We start from the raw sequence: 16871 nt of genomic DNA, 5'->3' as shown, positions 1-16871 counted from the left end.
TAAAACATCGTTCAATGGAAAGCATCCGGTGTAAGCAAATGGCCGGACGCGGAGTACTTCCGCGCCGGGCCGTGGCCGGTTTTGCTTCCCCCAGGGGGCACCTAGGTGTACCCAGGGAGGTTGGTAACGCGGCTGGCCGGTGGCTGACCTTTGAGTGAGGTGTGGCCTCGGCTGTGATTGTAGTGGTGCAGCCAGGATGGACAGGCGGCGACTCGCTCGCTTTCTGATCCGTAGGGTTTTGCGTATGCCCACTCTTCGAGCATGGTGCGGTTGAACCGTTCGACCTTGCCATTTGTTTGGGCCGGTGGGACGGGTCCGTTTGTGTTTGATGTCCGGGCCGAGGGCTTGGGCGAAGAGGCGGGAGCGGTAGCAGGAGCCGTTGTCTGTCAGGACCCGCGCCACTGTGATGCCGGCGGCTGCGAAGGCTTCGTTGGCCCGTTTCCAGAACGCTGCTGCGGTCTCCTTCTCGTCAGGCAGTATCTCGGTGTAGGCAAACCGTGAGTGGTCGTCGACCGCGTTGTGAAGGTAGCGTATCCCGGGCGCCGGTTCGTGACGGTGCCAGTCTTCTGGGGCGAGGGCGCTCGTCAGGAAGGGGCATCGTCCGGAACCGGCTTGGGTCGGATGGAGGGCGTGGTCCAGCCCCGGTCGGGTTCGGTGCGGCGGGCGCGACTCAGGCCCGAGTCGGGTTCGTACGGTTGGCGCGGCTCATACCCGATCAGGGCTTCACGTCAGGTGAGACGCTCGGTGAGTGAGTTGTCCGGCCAGGTGGGTGGTTCCCAGTCTTGGTGTTCGCTTTTGTAGTGTCGGCCGGTGGGTGAGGTCCAGCCGGGTGGTTCGTTTTTGCTGGCTGGGGTTGGTTGCCAGGCGGTGTTGTGTTTGAGGTGGTGGTGTTTTCGGCAGGGTTGGCCGAGGTTGCTGATTCCGGTGGTGCCGCCGTCAGCCCAGGCCAGGAGGTGGTCTGCATCGTTGTCCAGGGAGTGGTTGTTGCAGCCGGGGAAGGGGCATTTGGCGTCGCGGAGTCTGAGCCAGCGGCGCATTGCTGTGGTGAGCCGGTAGCTGGTTCGGCCGATTTCCAGTGGTGCGCCGTCGCGAGGGTCGGTCAGGACGCGGTGGAAGGAGCCGGCTCCGTTGGCGACCAGGTTCCGGGCCATGGAGGCGGGGATGGGGCCGTGGCCGTCGAGGGTGGCAGGTTCATCGGTCAGGCCCAGCAGTGAGAACACAGGCACGGTGACCAGTACCTGGGCCCGCGGCGGCGGGACCTGCCCGGCTGTGCGCTCTCCGGCGCGATCGGCAAGGCTATTTGCGCCCGTGGCGCTTCCTCCACCAATGAGTGAGCCGCTGTTGCTATGCCAGCTGGTAATTCCGTTGCTGCCGCCGCCGCTGCTCCCACCATCAAGGAGTGGGCCACTGTCGCTGGTGGTGGTTTCTCCGCTGAGGAGTGCGGTGGCGAGGGTGTCGGCGCGGAGTTGGGTGAGGGTGCGGGATTCGGTGGGGCTTTGGAGGGCCCGGGCTGTGGTGGTGGTGTGTTCCCAGATGGCGGCGGCCTGGTCTGCGGGGAGGTAGGCGGAGAGCCAGGCCATGCCGTCGCGGTCCGGGGTGTATTCGACCCGGCGGTCCAGGACGCACTTGGTGTGGCGGGTTTCGATGGAGACGGGGTGGTGGCGTTCGCGCCAGGTCCGGGCCCTGGCGCGGAACCGGGAGGGTGTGAGGTCCCCGGCAAGGCAGCTGCGGGCGGCGTTCGGGGCGTCGGGGTCCAGGAAGTGGGTTTCGAGGGCTGCGGCGCCGGCGGGGCCCAGGCCGGTGGTTTCATCGCAGAGGATCCGGGCGTGCTGCCATGAGATGGCCCCGGCCTGTAGGGCTGTCAGGGTGCGGGGCAGTTCGGTGCTCAGTTGGCGGGACTGGACCAGGAAGGCTGAGGCGGTGCCTTCGCTGATGGTCAGGACACAGGCGACCTCCGCGACCATGCCCATCTCCGCCACAGACTGGTCGTGCAGCGAGGCCGACGGGGGAAGCAGGCGGCGGCAGGCGTCCGCGTAGGCGGCGGCCGCGCGGGCCTTCCGGGCAGCGGCCCGGGCCTCATCACGGGCAGCCTCCGCCATGTCGGCCAGGCATTCCTCGGCCAAATCCCGCAACGGATCAGAACGTGCGTCAGGATCAAAACCGGCGCCAGAGCCTGGCTCAGCATCAAAGTCAGCGCCAGAACTATAACCAGAATCAGAACCTGTGTCGGCAGAGGAGGAGGCTGCTTCGATCAGGACCAAGGCAGCGCCAGGTGCGTCTACTGCCTCCACGACGTCCCCGTTGTCCATACCCTTAGCTTGTCAGTGGGCACCGACATTAACGGTCCCGAACCTCGCCTGCTCCCGGAGACGTCCCGCACCCGCAAACGCAGCAGGAAGACGCACTGAGCTGCTGCGGGGATTATCGGCCCCGCTCGTGCTCGATCCGCCTCGAGTTCATTTGTCTGACCTAACTGACGGAGTGCCCCAGGGTGGCAGCCACCCGGCGGCGCTCCACCTGGCCTTCCACCAGCACACCGGCCAGGAACAACACCGGAACCGCCACCAGCAGGGCAACTGCCGTCTCTGCGCTGCCGCCGATCAGCGACGTGAAGTTGCTGACCACAAGATACAGGACCCAGGCGAGCAACACGGACGCCAGCGCCGGGGCCAACAGGGTTTGCCAGAGCTGCCCGGAAACCCGTTCGCGGCGGAAGAAGGCGACGACGGCGAGGGAGCAGAGCATGTACAGCACCAGGAGTGCCGCAACCGCCAGCCCGCTGAACCACGAGAAGAGGGTCAAGACCGGGTCCAGTGCCAGAACGGCGAAGGGCGCCAACAGTACGACGGCGGTCGCCGTCTGGATCCAGGCAGCCGCGGCGGGTGCCTGGTGCCGGTTGGTCCGGGCAACGATTGCGGGCAGGGAACCGCGCAGAGCCAGCGAATGGAGGTAGCGGTTGATGCCGTTGTGGAAAGCGATGATCCCGGCAAGGAGGGAGGTAACCAACAGGATGCCGGTGGTCACTCCCGCCCAGGGCCCAAACAGCTCCACCATGGGCGTCAGGACAAAGGCGGTGGAGTCGCCGGATTCCAGGGCCGCACCGGCGGCATCGATCACCTGGGACGGGCCGTAGTAGCTGACCAGCATCCACGAGATGAAGGAGAAGAACACCGCAATAACACCCACCGACAGATAGGTAGCGCGGGCCACCGTCTTGTGGGCATCCTTGGCCTCGGCGGAGTAGATCGCCGTGGATTCGAAGCCGAACATGGAGGCCACCGCGAACATGATGGCAACACCGGGCGCACCGGACGCGATGGCTTCCGGCGAGAAGGACGCGGCCAGGCTCAGGCCCTCGGGACCACCGCCCCGGAACAGGACGGTGAAGCCGAACATCAGCAGGACGGCCACCTCCAGTCCCACCAGCAGGGCCAGGACCTTGGCGCCAAGTTCGATGTTCAGGGATCCCAGGACCTGGACGCCGGCCATCGTCACCAGAGCCAGCAGCCACCAGGGAATTTCCAGTCCGATTGACGCCAGCAGGCCGGAGAACGCGGCGCCGTAGAGTCCGTACATGGCGGCCTGGACCGTGCTGTACGCCAGCAACGCAAGCCAGGCCGCGCCGGCGCCGATCTTCCGCCCGAACGCGGCGGTGACGTAGGCGTAGAAGGCGCCGTTGGCCTGGATCTTGCGGCTCATCGCGACGAAGCCCACCGCGAAGATCACAATCACGATGCCAACAATCAGGTAGGCACCCGGGGCACCGGCGCCGTTGCCGAGTGCGGCCGCGAGCGGCGAGGCCCCGACGATCCCGGTGAGGGGCGCCTGGGCGGACAGGACAAAGAACAGGATGCCCATGACGCCGATGCTGCCGGCGCGGAGGGCTGTTGAGTGCTCGGTGCGCGGAGCGGCTTCGGTGGTCCGGGACTCGGAATTCGAAATACTCATTGGATCCTTCTTAACGGTCATGAGTGTTGGGGAAAGGGTGCCACCCGAGGGGGAAGGCAGCGTGAAATCCAGCATGGCAGCGGACGCGTGGTTCGCCTTGTCGAGCAGCGATCAGTTGTTGTTCCTCAGCGCAGCAGCAGTGGTGAGAGCGGCCTCCATGCCGCTCTCGATGGCGCCGTCGATGAAACCGCCCCAGCCGTTGGCGATGTCCGAGCCTGCAAACCGGACCAGGCCATGGGCTTCCTGCATGGCGGGCAGATGCCGGGACAGGAATCCGGTGGCGTGCATGGGCCACGTTTCACCGGACAGCGGATCCTCCACCCAGTTGTGGCTGGCCACGCCCGCCACTTCGGCTTCCGGGACAAGGCGCGCCAGCTGCTCCTGGACGGCTGCCGCGTCCTCCACATCGATTTTCGCGGCGTCCGGACCGAATCCCACCACGATGGTGTCGCCGTCGATGCCGTATTCCGCCTGGAAGAAATTCAGGGGCCAGTCGGCGCCGCCGAGGGCAACGAAGGGTGGGTGCTCCCCTTTCAGCCTGATCCAGACCTTGGCTCCCTTGGACACCTGGCCGAGGCTGAGTCCTTCGTTCTTGGCGGCGGACAGCGGCGGTTCGAAGCTCACCGCACGCATGGCATGCAGGGGCACGGTGATAATCGCGGTCCGCCCGCCGACGGTCCGTCCGTCGGTACTGTGGAGGGCCACCGAGGTGCCGGCGTCGTGCACACGGCCTACCGTGAAACCGTGTTCGACGCCGGCCCCCGAGTCCCGCAGGATCGCGTCGGCGAGGGCAGCAGTGCCGCCGACGATCTTGTAGGTGGCACAGGCCTCGAAGTTGACCGTCCAGTCCCCGTTGGTCAGGGCCACCCAGCGAAGGGCCTGGGTCAGGGCCGCATTGGCCAGCGGACCGTTGAAGTTTAAGGTCCAAAAGGACTCCAGGATGTCACGCTGGGCGCCGGCAGGGAACTGGGCGCGGATCCGGTCCTGGACGGACACATCGTCGATTGCCTTGAAATTGTCGCGGGACAGCGGCCTGAACGGCTCCGGAAAGTACTCGCGGGAGGACTTCACGAATTCGCCGTTCATCCCGCCAATGAGCCCGAGCAACTCCTCCGGCCCGCCCTCATGGCGGCGCCCGTCCCCCCACCAGAAGGCCCGTTCCGGCTCGGGGCTTGGCGTAGTGTCCAGGCCGTAGCGCTTCAGTTCGGCCCAGACATAGGGCTGGGTCCAGTGCACCCACGTGCCACCGATTTCCAGGTCGCGCCCCAGCCGGCGGTCCAGCCACGTTCGTCCTCCGATCCTGTCGCGGGCCTCCACGATACGGACGGACAGTCCTTGCCTGCTGAGTTCGCGGGCGGCCGTGAGTCCCGCGAAGCCGGCCCCGACCACGACAACGTCGTACAGATCTTCGTCCACTGCAGCCCCCTAGGAGTACACAAAGAATTCGACGGTGGGCGCCAGGACTTCCCACCTGGTGCGGACTCCCTTGTTGAAGGACGCTGCGCACCCGGCGGTCAGGTCATAGGAGTCCCCGTCCTCCAGATCGATGCGGAGGTGCCCTTCAACAAGGGAAATGGTCTCGTCGGCGTGGATCACCAGGTCGAAGGGCTCGGGCGCCTCCGCTGGAGTGACGTGCCAGTATCCGCAGGCGAGGTCCGGGCGGCCGCCCTCCCCAAAGCGGCGGACCCATTGGACCTGGCCAAGTTCGAAGGATTCATTCTTGTGGGGGTCGAGGGCGGAGGAAGTGGTGAAAGCAGGAGTTTCTGACACGTTGGGCTCCAAGGGGGACGGTACCGGCGGTTGGGCCGGGGCGGTAAGGGAGTTTCAGATGGGGCAGCGATGCGGTACTGGCAAACAGTGATCCGCATCACTTGTGAATCGAATCTAAGCACTTGCTTAGTTTAAGTCAAGAGGCGCTGCCTGAAGCTGGAGGCAATGGCTAGACTCGGCGTATGAAAAGCTCCGACGCCCCTGCCGCTCCATCCAAATACGGGACCGGCAAGGAAGCCCTGCTCCGTGCAGCCGTCGGAGTGGTGGCGGCCAAAGGCCTGCGTGGGCTCACATATCGTTCGGTGGCGGAAGCCGCAGGGGTGAACAACACACTGGTGGCCCACCATTTCGGGTCCCGCGACGCGTTGATCGCCGCGGCGCTGGACTGGGCGGCGGACCAGTCCATCAATGCGTCACAGCTGCGGGAAGCGGCAGCCGTGGGGCATTCCTTCACGAAGTCACTGCTGGAGCTCTTGCTGGCCGAACCGGAACTCCAGGTTTTCCAATACGAGATGATCCTCGAGGCCCGCCGCCGGCCTGAGCTGGCGGGCGCGGTCACCTCCCTCTACGAGAACTACGTCAACGCCCTGGCCGAGGGCCTCATGGCCTCCGGAGTCACGGAGAACGTGAGTGTTGTGGCCCGGACACTCTTCGCCGCGCTGGACGGCCTGGTGCTCCAGTACCTCGCGGGTGTGGACCGCGCACTCATCGCGGCGTCCCTCGAGGAAGTCCACGAAGTGCTGCTCCTCCGGACGGGCCCGCAACACTAAAAGGGAACCCCTGGGCAACTGTTCGCTTCACGTCAACCTCCATTCGCGGAGATACAAGACTGCCCGTGGGCGGCGGGGCAGACTCGGGGCATAGCCTCAGGCCATGCCGGCCGGTGCGCACTGCCTACTCGAAGTGGAGTAACCCATGGAAACGTACGACGCCCTGCTGGCCTCGATCACCCCGGACTCTGGCGAAACCCGGACCATCCTCGACCCCGCCACCGGCACGGTTGTCGGCCAGGCGCCGGTCCACAGCATTGAAGACCTTGAGAAGGCGGTTGCCGCCGCCCAGGCTGCGCAACCGGCCTGGGCCGGACTGGGCCACGACGCCCGGTCCGCCGCGCTCCTTAAGGCGGCCGACGCCGTCGAACGCTCAGCCGAGGAACTCGCCCGGCTGCTCTCCCGCGAGCAAGGAAAACCCCTCAATGGCCCGAACGCCAGGTTCGAGGTGGGCGCCTGCGCCGCCTGGCTGCGGGCAGCCGCCACCCTACCCCTGGAACCCGAGACGGTGGTGGACGACGGCGAAACGTACGCCGAGCTGCATTACCGGCCCATCGGCGTCGTCGGTGCCATCGGCCCATGGAACTGGCCCATGATGATCACCATCTGGCAGATCGCCCCGGCACTTCGGATGGGCAACGCCGTGGTGGTCAAGCCTTCCGAATACACCCCGCTCAGCGTCCTTGCCCTGGTCCACGTCCTGAACCAGGAAGTGCCCGAGGGTCTCCTGACCGTTGTGTCCGGCGGCCCGGAGGTGGGGGCGCGGCTGGCCGAACACCCGGCGATCGGCAAGATCATGTTCACCGGCTCCACCGCCACCGGACAGGCCATCATCAGGTCCTCGGCGGATACCGTGAAGCGGCTCACCCTGGAGCTGGGCGGCAACGACGCCGGCATTGTCCTGCCCGACGCCGATCCCGCCGCGATTGCCGAGGGCCTCTTCTGGGGCTCCTTCATCAACACCGGCCAGACCTGCGCTGCGCTGAAGCGCCTTTACGTCCACGACGACATCTATGACGCCGTCTGCGACGAGCTCACCAAGGTGGCCGCAGCTATGCCGATGGGCGTGGGACTCGAGGAAAGCAACGTCCTGGGCCCGCTGCAGAACAGGCAGCAGTTCGAGGTCGTGGCGCGGCTCGTTGAAGCTGCGCGCGGCTCCGGCGCTCGTGTACTGCTGGGAGGGAACCCGGACGCGGACCAGGCGGGCTTCTTCTACCCCGCCACGCTGGTGGCGGACATTAACAACAACAATCCGCTGGTGACCGAGGAGCAGTTCGGCCCCGCCCTGCCGATCATCCGCTACAGCACCGTAGACGAGGCTGTGGAGATGGCCAACGGGCTCGACGCCGGCCTGGGCGCCTCCGTCTGGTCCGCCGACGTCACCGAAGCCCGCAAGGTTGCCGCCCGCCTCGACGCCGGCACGGTCTGGATCAACAAGCACGGCGCCGTGGACCCCCGCGTCCCGTTCGGCGGTGCCAAGCAATCAGGCTACGGTCTGGAGTTCGGCGTCGAAGGGCTGAAAGCGCTCGGCGTTCCCCAGGTCATCAACGGCTGAGCTGCGCCCGCTGTACCACCAAAAGCCGCGCCCCCTCAGCAGGGGGCGCGGCTTTGTTGAATTCTGGGCAAGGTGGCCCGGCGCACATTTACTGTGCCGGCAGCACGGCCTTCACGTGGTCTGAGATCTCGGAGAGGATCTCCTCAACGGAGGCCGAGATGTTGATGGTGGCAGCCATGCTGATGAACATGACCGCGGAGACGAGGTGCGCGAGCTTTGCAGCATGCCCGGCCTCGACGCGCGGGTCCCGCCGCAACACCTCCGCAATGGCCTCTTCGGTCTGAACAGTCAGGGTGAGGGCGCTTCGGTGGTGCGGCTCCTCGGGGTCTCCGAACACCACTTCGCGAAGGTATGTCCGGCCATTGTCGATCTGCTTGCGGTTGCACTCCACCACAGGGCGGACGATGGCCATGACTGCCTGAAATACATCAGGGGTCCCTTCGGCGGCTTTTTTGCCACTCACCAGCGCTTCGGCGTAGGCGGAGTTCTGGACCAGCAGGAGCAGTTCAGCCTTGGTCTTGGCGTACAGGAACAAGGTCCCGGTGCCAATATCGGCCTTGTCGGCAATCTGCTGGGTGGTGACGTCATCGACACCATGCTGGGAAAAGAGCTCCAGTGCGGCGGCCGTGATGCGGTCCAGTTTCTCCTGCTTGTTCCGCTCACGCCGGCCAACCGATTGAGGGGCGACAGACATAAAGGTCTCCTCCGGGAATACATTCTGATCATGCTCAGTTATGAGTACAGTCACTGCTGATGGGCTCAAGGTTATTAGCCCATTCTCCCACGGCGGTACGAAGCCCTTGGGGGGCGGTGCTGGCACACGCCTAACCACGTGCCCCGGAGCTTTACCCATCAACACCAGCCGCGCCGACCGGTGCGGATGCAACCGTCACAAGAAAGTTCGTAAAATGCCCTCACTCAATGGAGCAGTTGTCCTCGTCACCGGAGCAAACGGCGGCATCGGAACCCACTTTGTCCACGATGCCCTCGCCCGAGGCGCCAGCAAGGTCTACGCCACCGCCCGCACGCCCCGAACCTGGGAGGACGAGCGCATCGTCCCGCTCACCCTCGACGTCACCGACCCCGCCTCCATCCAGGCAGCCGTGTTGGCGGCCGGCGATGTCACAGTCCTGATCAACAACGCCGGAGCCAACGTTTCCAGCCCCGGGATCCTCAGCCACACCGATGAGGAAATCCGGACCAACGTTGAGACCAACTTCCTCGGTCCGCTGTTCCTTGCCCGCGCCTTCGCGCCGATCCTCTCAGCGAAGGATGAATCGGCGATCATCAACATCCACTCCGCGCTGAGCTGGTACGCCGTCGCCGGAATCTACAGCGCCACCAAGGCAGCCCTCTGGTCGGCCACCAACTCCCTGCGCCTCGAACTCGCGCCCGCGGGAGTCCATGTGGTGGGAGTTCACGTCGGGTGGGTGGACACTGCCATGGCTGCGCACGCCACCGATCCCAAGATGGACCCGGCCGATCTGGTCCGCACCGTCCTGGATGCCGTCGAAGCGGGCGAGTACGAAGTCCTCGCGGATGAGACATCCGTCCAGCTCAAGGCCGGGCTCAGCGCTCCGATCGAGGCACTCTACCCGGAACTGACGGGCACGAAGACGGCGAGCCATTCATAACAGCAACCCGGCTGGCCCACCAGGACTAGGTGGAGGGAACAAGCCTGAAGGCGTAGCGGACGTCTGGACCACAAAAGTCTCGCGTGCATAGCCTACATCCCCCATGAGCTGACATGCCCTGAGTCTGATCCCCCCGCATCCTGCAGGGGCAGTAGCCAGGCTAGTCCTGGTAGTGCGGGAGGATGTGGCCATCCATCACATAGGTCAGGGCCGCGGACACGTCGTAGCCGTGGACGGCGGAGGCGTAGCCCGGTAGCCTCTCCGACAGCGCGGCGATCTCGTCGCCGGCGAAGAATGCCGCGCGGGTGGCTGCGTCGTTGAAGCCGAGGCTCAGCGAGGCGTGGAATCTCTGGTCGGAAGGGTTGTCGTGGGTGACGTTCGGGGTGGCCCAGAGCTTTTCGTTCCAGGGCATGAATACCTGGGTTCGGAGTTCTGTCATCGCGCCCGTGTTCGCGATCGTGGAGACAAGCTCGTCGGTGATGAACTTCCGGAACGCACGGGTGCCGGTGCCCTCCCGCCTCCTGAGGTAGATCAGGGCCCGCGCCCCGGTCTTCTGGCCGGGGCCGGCGACGTCGTACCAGCGAGTCGAGTTCGGCGGCCCGGCGTAGAGCAGGGTTCGGCGGAACACGTTGATCTCGTCCTGGTAGGCGAGGCGGGTCTGCTTCCGTCCCCGTAATGGCGAGAGGATGGAGGTGAAGGTAACCTCGGCCACCCCATCGATCCGCCGGTCTTCGGGAATGGCGGTCTGGACGCCGGGGGTGGCGGGCCACAACCCAGGATTGGTCGCGGCAAGGTGGATCTGGCGGTACTCGTCGAACCCCGGCGTCGGGGAGATGATCGTGGAGTGGGGACCCTTCCAGTAGTCCATCCCCTGCTGCCGGGGCTGGTCGCTGCGGATCCATAGCAGGATCGACGATGCGAATGGCTTCTTTTTGTGCGGAATCGTTGTGGGCATGTGCCCGTCCTTTCAGTGGGCTGCGGTTGCTGTCAGCGGGCGAGGAACTCGGCCGCGACGGGGGCGAACTTCTCGTGGAACTGGAAGATGCCGCCGTGGCCGGAGCCGGGGTAGATGATCAGTTCGGAATCTGTAATGCGGCGGTGAAGGTCCTCGGAGAGAACCGAGGGGACCATGCGGTCGTTGTCGCCGTTGGCGATCAGGGTGGGCTGGGTGATCGTGGACAGGTCAGCAGGCGTCGCGCGCCCCCACTTGCTGATTGCTTTGAGCTGGGTCTGGAAGGCTTTGATCTTGATAGGGGCGTCGCGGTGCTCCGTACGCTCCCCCAGCCGTTTCACGAATGCCTTCGCGGCCCGCTTGCCTTCGGCGTCACGGTTGAAGAAGAGAAATTCCTTGGCGTCGGCCCGGGTCAGGGCTGCGCGGAGGATGTCGAAGTAGGTGGTTCCGATGACCTTGTCCATGTCTTTTCCGCCCTTGGGTCCGGTGCCGGTGAGGACGAGCCTGCGGACGAGGCCGGGGTGTTTGAGGACCAGGGCCTGGGCCACCATGCCGCCAAGGGAGAAGGAGAAGATATCGATCTTCTGGTGCCCGAGGGCTGTGATGAACGAGTAGGCATCATCTGCCATTGCCTCGATGCTGTCGGGCACCTGTCCGGTGGAGGCGCCGACACCCTGGTTATTGAACGTGATGACGTGATGATTTTTGGCGATGGGATCGATGATCCGGGGGTCCCAGTTATCCAGGGTTGCCGCGAGGTGGACGAAAAAGATGACCGGAACGCCGCCCCTGGGCCCAAGTTCACGGTAGGCGTAGCTCACGCCGCCGGCGCTGATGGTACGGGCCGGGGCATTGGCGTAGGAGGTAATGACGGGCTCTTGCGGGGTTTCCTGTGTATTCATGATGGTGCTCCTGTGATGAGGGTTGCTGCGGTGGGTTGCGCTGTCGCGGTTAAGGGATGCTGATCACGGCCTTGCCGCGGATGCCGCCCTTTTCCAGGCCCTGAAAGGCTTCAACGGTCCGGTCGAAGGGGAAGACCCGTCCGACGACGGGACGCAGGGTGCCGTCCTCGATCAATGCGGTAATCTGGCGCAGCTGGTCGCCGCTGGCGCGCATGAACAGGAACTCGTAGCCGACGCCCAGCTTCCTGGCCTGACGGCGGATGCCTGCGCTCAGGGCCGCGACGGCAAGGCGGAGCACCGGATTCAGGCCTGCCTCACGGGCAAATGCCGGGTCGGGAGGCCCGGAGATCCCGATCGCCTTCCCGCCGGGCTTGAGCACGCGCAGGGACTTCTGAAGGTTTTCTCCGCCAAGGCTGTCCAGGACCAGGTCATAGCCGCTCAGTAGCTGTTCGAAGTCCTGGCTGCGGTAATCGATGACAGTGTCGGCGCCGAGTTCCCGCACGAAGTCCAGGTTGGCCGCGCTGGCTGTGGTGGCCACTGTTGCACCGAGATGCTTGGCCAGCTGGATGGCGATGGACCCAACTCCGCCGGCGCCGGCGTGGATCAGGACCTTCTGCCCGGGCCGAACCTGGCCGCGCTCAACGAGCGCCTGCCAAGCAGTCAGCGCCACCAGTGGAAGGGAGCCTGCCTCCTCCATGCTGATCGATTCCGGCTTGAGCGCCAGATCAGCCTCCGCAACGGCGATCCGCTCGGCGAACGTGCCGATCCGGTCCTGGTGGGGCCGTGCGTAAACCTCATCGCCCGGTTTGAATGCGCGGACCTTCAAGCCAACGCTGATGACGGTTCCGGCCACGTCGTTGCCCGGAATCAAAGGAAGCTTGTACGGCAGGATCTGCCTGAATTCACCCGCACGGATCTTCTCGTCAAGCACGTTCAAACCTGCTGCCTGCACTTGTACCAGCACATCCTGGTCCCCCATGGTGGGCTCGGGCACATCCGATTCCTGCAGTGGGCCTTTGTACTTCCTGATGACGAACGCTTTCATGGTCCGGCTCCTTTTCGGCTTCGTTGGTGAGTATACTCAATTATGAGTCCACTCAATATTAATGTCAAGGAGGTCGTCATGAGCCTAAGCGCGTCGCCCCTGGGACGTCGGGAGCGTTCTAAGCAGGACAAGAAGGAAAGAATCAGGGCAGCCGCCGGCGAACTGTTCGCGCTGCACGATGTGGGTACCGTGACAACCCAGCAGATTGCGGACCGGGCCGATATAGCCATCGGAACGCTCTATCTGTATGCCGCGACCAAGGCGGAGCTGTTAATCATGGTGCAGAACCAGAAATTCGCGACGGCGATCGATGATGGTCTGAGTGCGGCAGCGGCCGTTAAGGGCAGGCTGGACGCAGTGCTGGCGCTGCTCCACCCCGTGGTGATCTGCGTGCTCGAGCATGTTGAGAACGGCCGCTTTTATCTGAACGAGCTGGTATCCGGAGACCCTACCGAACCGTATCGGCGGGAAGGCCTAACGCTGGCGGCCCGGCTGGAGGATGGCCTCCGCGCCCTGCTCGGGCGAGACGGACGAATACGCGCCGGAGACGCCCGGATGCTGGCGCGGGTTATCACGGCAGTCCTCCACCTCAGCATCACCGGAACGGTCAATAGAGACCGTGCCGTCGATGACGTCATGGCAGACATTCAGGGGCAAATCCGGGCCGTCCTGGGTCAGTCCCCGCCGCAGGGCTGAGATTGAACGTCCAGGAACCTCCCTGCGCTTAGGCCGAGGAGCCTCACCAGCCGGAAAGCGCCATGATGGACGCCATCATAGCGTCAGGTCTGCTTCGCTGAGGGTGTTCACAACGTTCCGGCGTCAATGACAAAGCGGTAGCGCACGTCACTGGTGAGGACGCGCTCGTAGGCTTCGTTGATCTTGCTTGCCGGAATAACTTCCACCTCGGCCCCGAGGCCGTGGGCGGCGCAGAAGTCGAGCATTTCCTGGGTCTGGCGGATGCCGCCCATTTTGGATCCGGTGAGGTTGCGCCGGAACCCTGCAAGGGACCAGGTACGCAGGGTCAGCGGCTTCGGCGGCAGTCCGACCATAACCATGGTCCCTCCGACGGCGAGCAGCGACAGGTATTCGTCGACGTCGATTTCGGCGGAGACCGTGTTGATGACCAGGTCGAAATGATCCCTCAAGGCCTCGAAGGTGCCAGGATCCGCGGTGGCGTGGTAGCCCTGTGCTCCGAGCCGGAGCGCGTCATCCTGCTTCTTCAGTGACTGGCTGAGGACGGTGACGTCGGCGCCCAGGGCGGCCGCGATCTTGACGCCCATGTGTCCCAGCCCGCCCATCCCAATGATCCCCACGCGTTTGCCGGGTGCGGCGCCCCAGTTGCGCAGAGGTGAGTACATGGTGATCCCGGCGCATAGCAGCGGCGCGGCGGCTTCCAGCGGGATTCCATCAGGGATCCCCAGCACATAGTTTTCTTCCACCACGATGCTGGTGCTGTAGCCGCCGGCGGTCGGCAGGCCGTCCCGGCCCAGCGAGTTGTAGGTACTTACCGATCCGGCGAGGCAGTGCTGTTCCTCCCCCGCCCGGCAGTTGACGCATTCGCGGCAGGAATCCACAAAACAGCCCACGCCTACCCGGTCGCCCACCGCATGACGCGTGACCTTCTCCCCCACAGCCTCCACGACACCGGCAATCTCATGCCCAACGACCAGCGGATACTTCACCCCGGCCCAGTCGCCCCTCGCCGCATGGATGTCCGAGTGGCAGATCCCCGTGAACTTGATGGCGATCAGCACCTCAAACTCGCCCGGATCACGGCGTTCGATAGTGCCCGGCTCCAGGGGCGACGTGGCCGATGCGGCGATGTAGGCCTTGGCGAGGGTAGGCATTGGTTTCCTAGTTGGAGGGGAAGTTGTAGGAGGCGCCGGAGGCGTGGGTGGGTTCTGGCCAGCGGGAGGTGACTACTTTGCCGCGGGTGTAGAAGGAGACGCCTTCGGGGCCGTAGATGTGCTTGTCGCCAAAGAGTGAGGCTTTCCAGCCGCCGAAGGAGTGGTAGGCGACGGGGACGGGCAGGGGCACGTTGATGCCGATCATGCCGACGTTCACGGAGCGCTGGAACTTCCGGGCATGCGCGCCGGAGGAGGTGAAGATGGCGGTGCCGTTCCCGTACGGGTTGGCGTTGATCAGTCTGATCCCTTCCTCGAGGTCCTGAACGCGGACGACGACGAGGACGGGGCCGAAGATTTCCTCGGTGTAGGCGGTCATTTCGGTTTTGACGTGGTCGATCACGGTGGGGCCGACCCAGAAGCCGTCCTCGTGGCCGGGGACCACCAGGTCCCGGCCGTCCACCACCATCGCCGCGCCCGCGGTTTCGGCTTCGGTGACGATCCGTACGATCCGGTCCCGGGACTCGGGCGTGATGACGGGGCCCATTTCGGCGCCGGGTGCGGTGCCGTTGTTGACCTTCACGGCCAGGGCGCGCTCTTCGACCTTTTTGACGATCAGGTCCGCGGCGTCTCCGACGGCGACGGCGACGGAGAGGGCCATGCAGCGTTCCCCGGCGGAGCCGAAGGCGGCGGCGGCGAGGTGGTCTGCGGCGTTGTCCAGGTCGGCGTCCGGCATGACGATGGCGTGGTTTTTCGCCCCGCCCAGGGCCTGGACGCGTTTGCCGTGTTTGGTGGCGGTTTCCTGGACGTACTGGGCGATGGGGGTGGACCCAACGAAGGAGATTCCGTCCACGTCCGGGTGGGTGAGCAGCCCGTCCACGGTTTCCTTCCCGCCGTGCAGGACCTGGAACACGCCGTCGGGCAGGCCGGCGTCCTTCCACAGCTTCGCGAGCAGCATCGACGCTGACGGGTCGCGTTCGGACGGTTTCAGGATGAAGGCGTTGCCGGTCGCGATCGCCATTGGGGCCATCCACAGCGGCACCATCACGGGGAAGTTGAACGGGGTGATGCCGGCGACGACGCCGAGCGGTTCGCGGAAGGAAAACACGTCGATCCCGGTGGAGACCTGGTCCGAGTAGTCACCCTTGAGCAGCGTGGGGATCCCACAGGCGAACTCCACCACCTCCAGGCCGCGGGCGATCTCGCCCTTCGCATCCGAGAGGACCTTGCCGTGCTCGGCGGTGATCAGCGCCGCGAGCTCATCCACATGCGAAGCAACCAATTCGCGGAACTTGAACAGCACCGCCGTGCGCTTCGCCAGCGAAATGTCACCCCACGAATCAGCGGCGGCACGGGCAGCGGCCACCGTGGCCTCAAGATCCGCACGGTTCGCCAGCCGCAGCTCCCCTGACACCGCACCCGTAGCCGGGTTGAACACTGGCCGGGTGCGGTCGCCTTCACCGGGGCTTTCCGCGCCGTTGATGAAGTGGTTGATCAGTGTAGTCGTTGTTGACATGGTCACGGAAAAGCTCCTTATAAGCGAAGGGGTTCACGAAGTTTTGGTGCCCAGGCGGAATATGGACGGTAGTTGGCGGACTTCCACCCGCCGCCGAGGGCCTGTCGCGCCCCTGCTCCTAAAATCGATATTTGTTCTACTAAACAAATATTTAGTAGTCCCACTATGGGCTGGCAGGGCGTGCGATGTCAAGGAAACTCTGCCGCCTAAGCGTGTCGCTGGCAGCAGCTCAATGGACGAAGTCCGTTCAATAGCGTGACGGTCGAGCCCGTCACCTTGACAGTGTCGCGCTCTTCGGGCCACACTGTTCCTGACTTATCCAACTAAACTTAAGTTTAGTACAGGCAACCGGAAGTTTCCCCATGGCCAGCGAAACCGACCTTACTCAATCCCAACTAGGTGAACGGGTCCTCCAGTTTCGCTCACTTCGGCGCATGTCGCTCAAGGAACTGGGCGAAGCGAGCGGGACCACAGCCGGGTTTCTTAGCCAGCTTGAACGTGGCCTGACAAATGCAAGCGTTGGTGTCCTGCGGCGGATCGCGGCAGCTTTGGGCATGACACTGGCGGACCTTTTCGAGGAGCTGCCCGCGGGCTCTCCCCGCCTGTTGCGCCGCGAAGTCCGGCCGGAACTGCAGACTAGCGCGGGCATCCACAAATTTCTTATCTCCCAGCGGCCGCTGAGGCACCTGGAAGTTTACGCCGGAGAGTTTGAGCCGGGATCATCAACCGGGGACGAGCCGTATACCCACGGTGACGCGCAGGAGATCCTTTATGTGACAGCCGGCGAAATTGTCATCGAGCTGGATGGAGAGCCATACGCCATGCAGCAGGGCGACAGCATGGATTACATGTCCTCCTTACCGCACAGGATCATCAACAACAGCAGCAAGCCTGCTGAGGTTCTTTGGATAGTGAGCCCACCAACAAGCATCTAG

The 16871-nt window shown here is 64.7% G+C and carries 15 protein-coding genes and 1 pseudogene; 5 read left to right on the top strand and 11 right to left on the bottom strand.

Annotation, left to right across the window (positions count from 1 at the left end):
* Window positions 1-101: 101 nt before the first annotated feature.
* The 5 genes and pseudogenes from F8G81_RS11930 to F8G81_RS11910 form a co-directional block, all read right to left on the bottom strand.
* Window positions 102-537 (bottom strand): annotated as a pseudogene (locus F8G81_RS11930) (integrase core domain-containing protein); the annotation flags it as partial.
* Between the two features lie 191 nt (window positions 538-728).
* The gene (locus F8G81_RS11925) at window positions 729-2309 is read right to left on the bottom strand and encodes an HNH endonuclease signature motif containing protein (protein ID WP_267274955.1); all 1581 of its coding nucleotides are present in this window, start codon (window positions 2307-2309) and stop codon (window positions 729-731) included.
* Between the two features lie 160 nt (window positions 2310-2469).
* Window positions 2470-3948 (bottom strand): APC family permease, encoded by a 1479-nt coding sequence (locus tag F8G81_RS11920; RefSeq protein ID WP_267274954.1) that lies wholly within the window; start codon window positions 3946-3948, stop codon window positions 2470-2472.
* 111 nt (window positions 3949-4059) lie between these two features.
* Window positions 4060-5364 (bottom strand): flavin monoamine oxidase family protein, encoded by a 1305-nt coding sequence (locus tag F8G81_RS11915; protein ID WP_323809182.1) that lies wholly within the window; start codon window positions 5362-5364, stop codon window positions 4060-4062.
* A 9-nt stretch (window positions 5365-5373) separates the two neighbouring features.
* Window positions 5374-5718 carry a cupin domain-containing protein gene (locus F8G81_RS11910; protein ID WP_267274953.1) on the bottom strand — a complete coding sequence of 115 codons (345 nt, stop codon included), beginning with the start codon at window positions 5716-5718 and terminating at the stop codon, window positions 5374-5376.
* A gap of 182 nt (window positions 5719-5900) precedes the next feature.
* Here F8G81_RS11910 and F8G81_RS11905 point away from each other — a divergent pair, with 182 nt between their 5' ends.
* Window positions 5901-6488: a TetR/AcrR family transcriptional regulator gene (locus tag F8G81_RS11905; RefSeq protein WP_267274952.1), complete on the top strand. Its 588-nt coding sequence runs from the start codon at window positions 5901-5903 to the stop codon at window positions 6486-6488.
* A gap of 145 nt (window positions 6489-6633) precedes the next feature.
* Window positions 6634-8043, top strand: coding sequence for an aldehyde dehydrogenase family protein (locus F8G81_RS11900; RefSeq protein WP_267274951.1), 1410 nt, complete (start codon window positions 6634-6636; stop codon window positions 8041-8043).
* A gap of 88 nt (window positions 8044-8131) precedes the next feature.
* On the opposite strand, the gene F8G81_RS11895 is transcribed toward F8G81_RS11900, so the two are convergent.
* Window positions 8132-8737 (bottom strand): TetR/AcrR family transcriptional regulator, encoded by a 606-nt coding sequence (locus tag F8G81_RS11895; RefSeq protein ID WP_267274950.1) that lies wholly within the window; start codon window positions 8735-8737, stop codon window positions 8132-8134.
* A gap of 214 nt (window positions 8738-8951) precedes the next feature.
* Between F8G81_RS11895 and F8G81_RS11890 the strand changes: the two genes are divergently transcribed.
* Window positions 8952-9677 (top strand): SDR family oxidoreductase, encoded by a 726-nt coding sequence (locus tag F8G81_RS11890; protein WP_267274949.1) that lies wholly within the window; start codon window positions 8952-8954, stop codon window positions 9675-9677.
* Window positions 9678-9837: 160 nt separating this feature from the next.
* Here F8G81_RS11890 and F8G81_RS11885 read toward each other — a convergent pair whose 3' ends face one another.
* Genes F8G81_RS11885 through F8G81_RS11875 form a run of 3 tightly spaced genes read right to left on the bottom strand, consistent with a single transcriptional unit; the run spans window position 9838 to window position 12576 of the window.
* Window positions 9838-10632 (bottom strand): strictosidine synthase, encoded by a 795-nt coding sequence (locus tag F8G81_RS11885; protein WP_267274948.1) that lies wholly within the window; start codon window positions 10630-10632, stop codon window positions 9838-9840.
* A 32-nt stretch (window positions 10633-10664) separates the two neighbouring features.
* Window positions 10665-11531, bottom strand: coding sequence for an alpha/beta fold hydrolase (locus F8G81_RS11880; RefSeq protein ID WP_267274947.1), 867 nt, complete (start codon window positions 11529-11531; stop codon window positions 10665-10667).
* Between the two features lie 49 nt (window positions 11532-11580).
* The gene (locus tag F8G81_RS11875) at window positions 11581-12576 is read right to left on the bottom strand and encodes an NADP-dependent oxidoreductase (RefSeq protein ID WP_267274946.1); all 996 of its coding nucleotides are present in this window, start codon (window positions 12574-12576) and stop codon (window positions 11581-11583) included.
* A gap of 78 nt (window positions 12577-12654) precedes the next feature.
* Here F8G81_RS11875 and F8G81_RS11870 point away from each other — a divergent pair, with 78 nt between their 5' ends.
* Window positions 12655-13272: a TetR/AcrR family transcriptional regulator gene (locus F8G81_RS11870; protein ID WP_267274945.1), complete on the top strand. Its 618-nt coding sequence runs from the start codon at window positions 12655-12657 to the stop codon at window positions 13270-13272.
* Window positions 13273-13379: 107 nt separating this feature from the next.
* On the opposite strand, the gene F8G81_RS11865 is transcribed toward F8G81_RS11870, so the two are convergent.
* Together F8G81_RS11865 and F8G81_RS11860 are read right to left on the bottom strand one after the other, a co-directional pair.
* Complete coding sequence (locus F8G81_RS11865; RefSeq protein WP_267274944.1) at window positions 13380-14423, bottom strand: NAD(P)-dependent alcohol dehydrogenase; 1044 nt, start codon at window positions 14421-14423, stop codon at window positions 13380-13382.
* A 7-nt stretch (window positions 14424-14430) separates the two neighbouring features.
* Window positions 14431-15936, bottom strand: coding sequence for a CoA-acylating methylmalonate-semialdehyde dehydrogenase (locus F8G81_RS11860; protein ID WP_267274943.1), 1506 nt, complete (start codon window positions 15934-15936; stop codon window positions 14431-14433).
* A gap of 434 nt (window positions 15937-16370) precedes the next feature.
* Between F8G81_RS11860 and F8G81_RS11855 the strand changes: the two genes are divergently transcribed.
* Complete coding sequence (locus F8G81_RS11855; RefSeq protein ID WP_267274942.1) at window positions 16371-16871, top strand: helix-turn-helix domain-containing protein; 501 nt, start codon at window positions 16371-16373, stop codon at window positions 16869-16871.

It is taken from the genome of Arthrobacter sp. CDRTa11 (genome assembly GCF_026427775.1).
Taxonomy (GTDB): Bacteria; Actinomycetota; Actinomycetes; order Actinomycetales; family Micrococcaceae; genus Arthrobacter.
The sequence above is the reverse complement of the archived record's forward strand: the minus strand, read 5'-3'. Positions and strand labels throughout refer to the sequence as shown.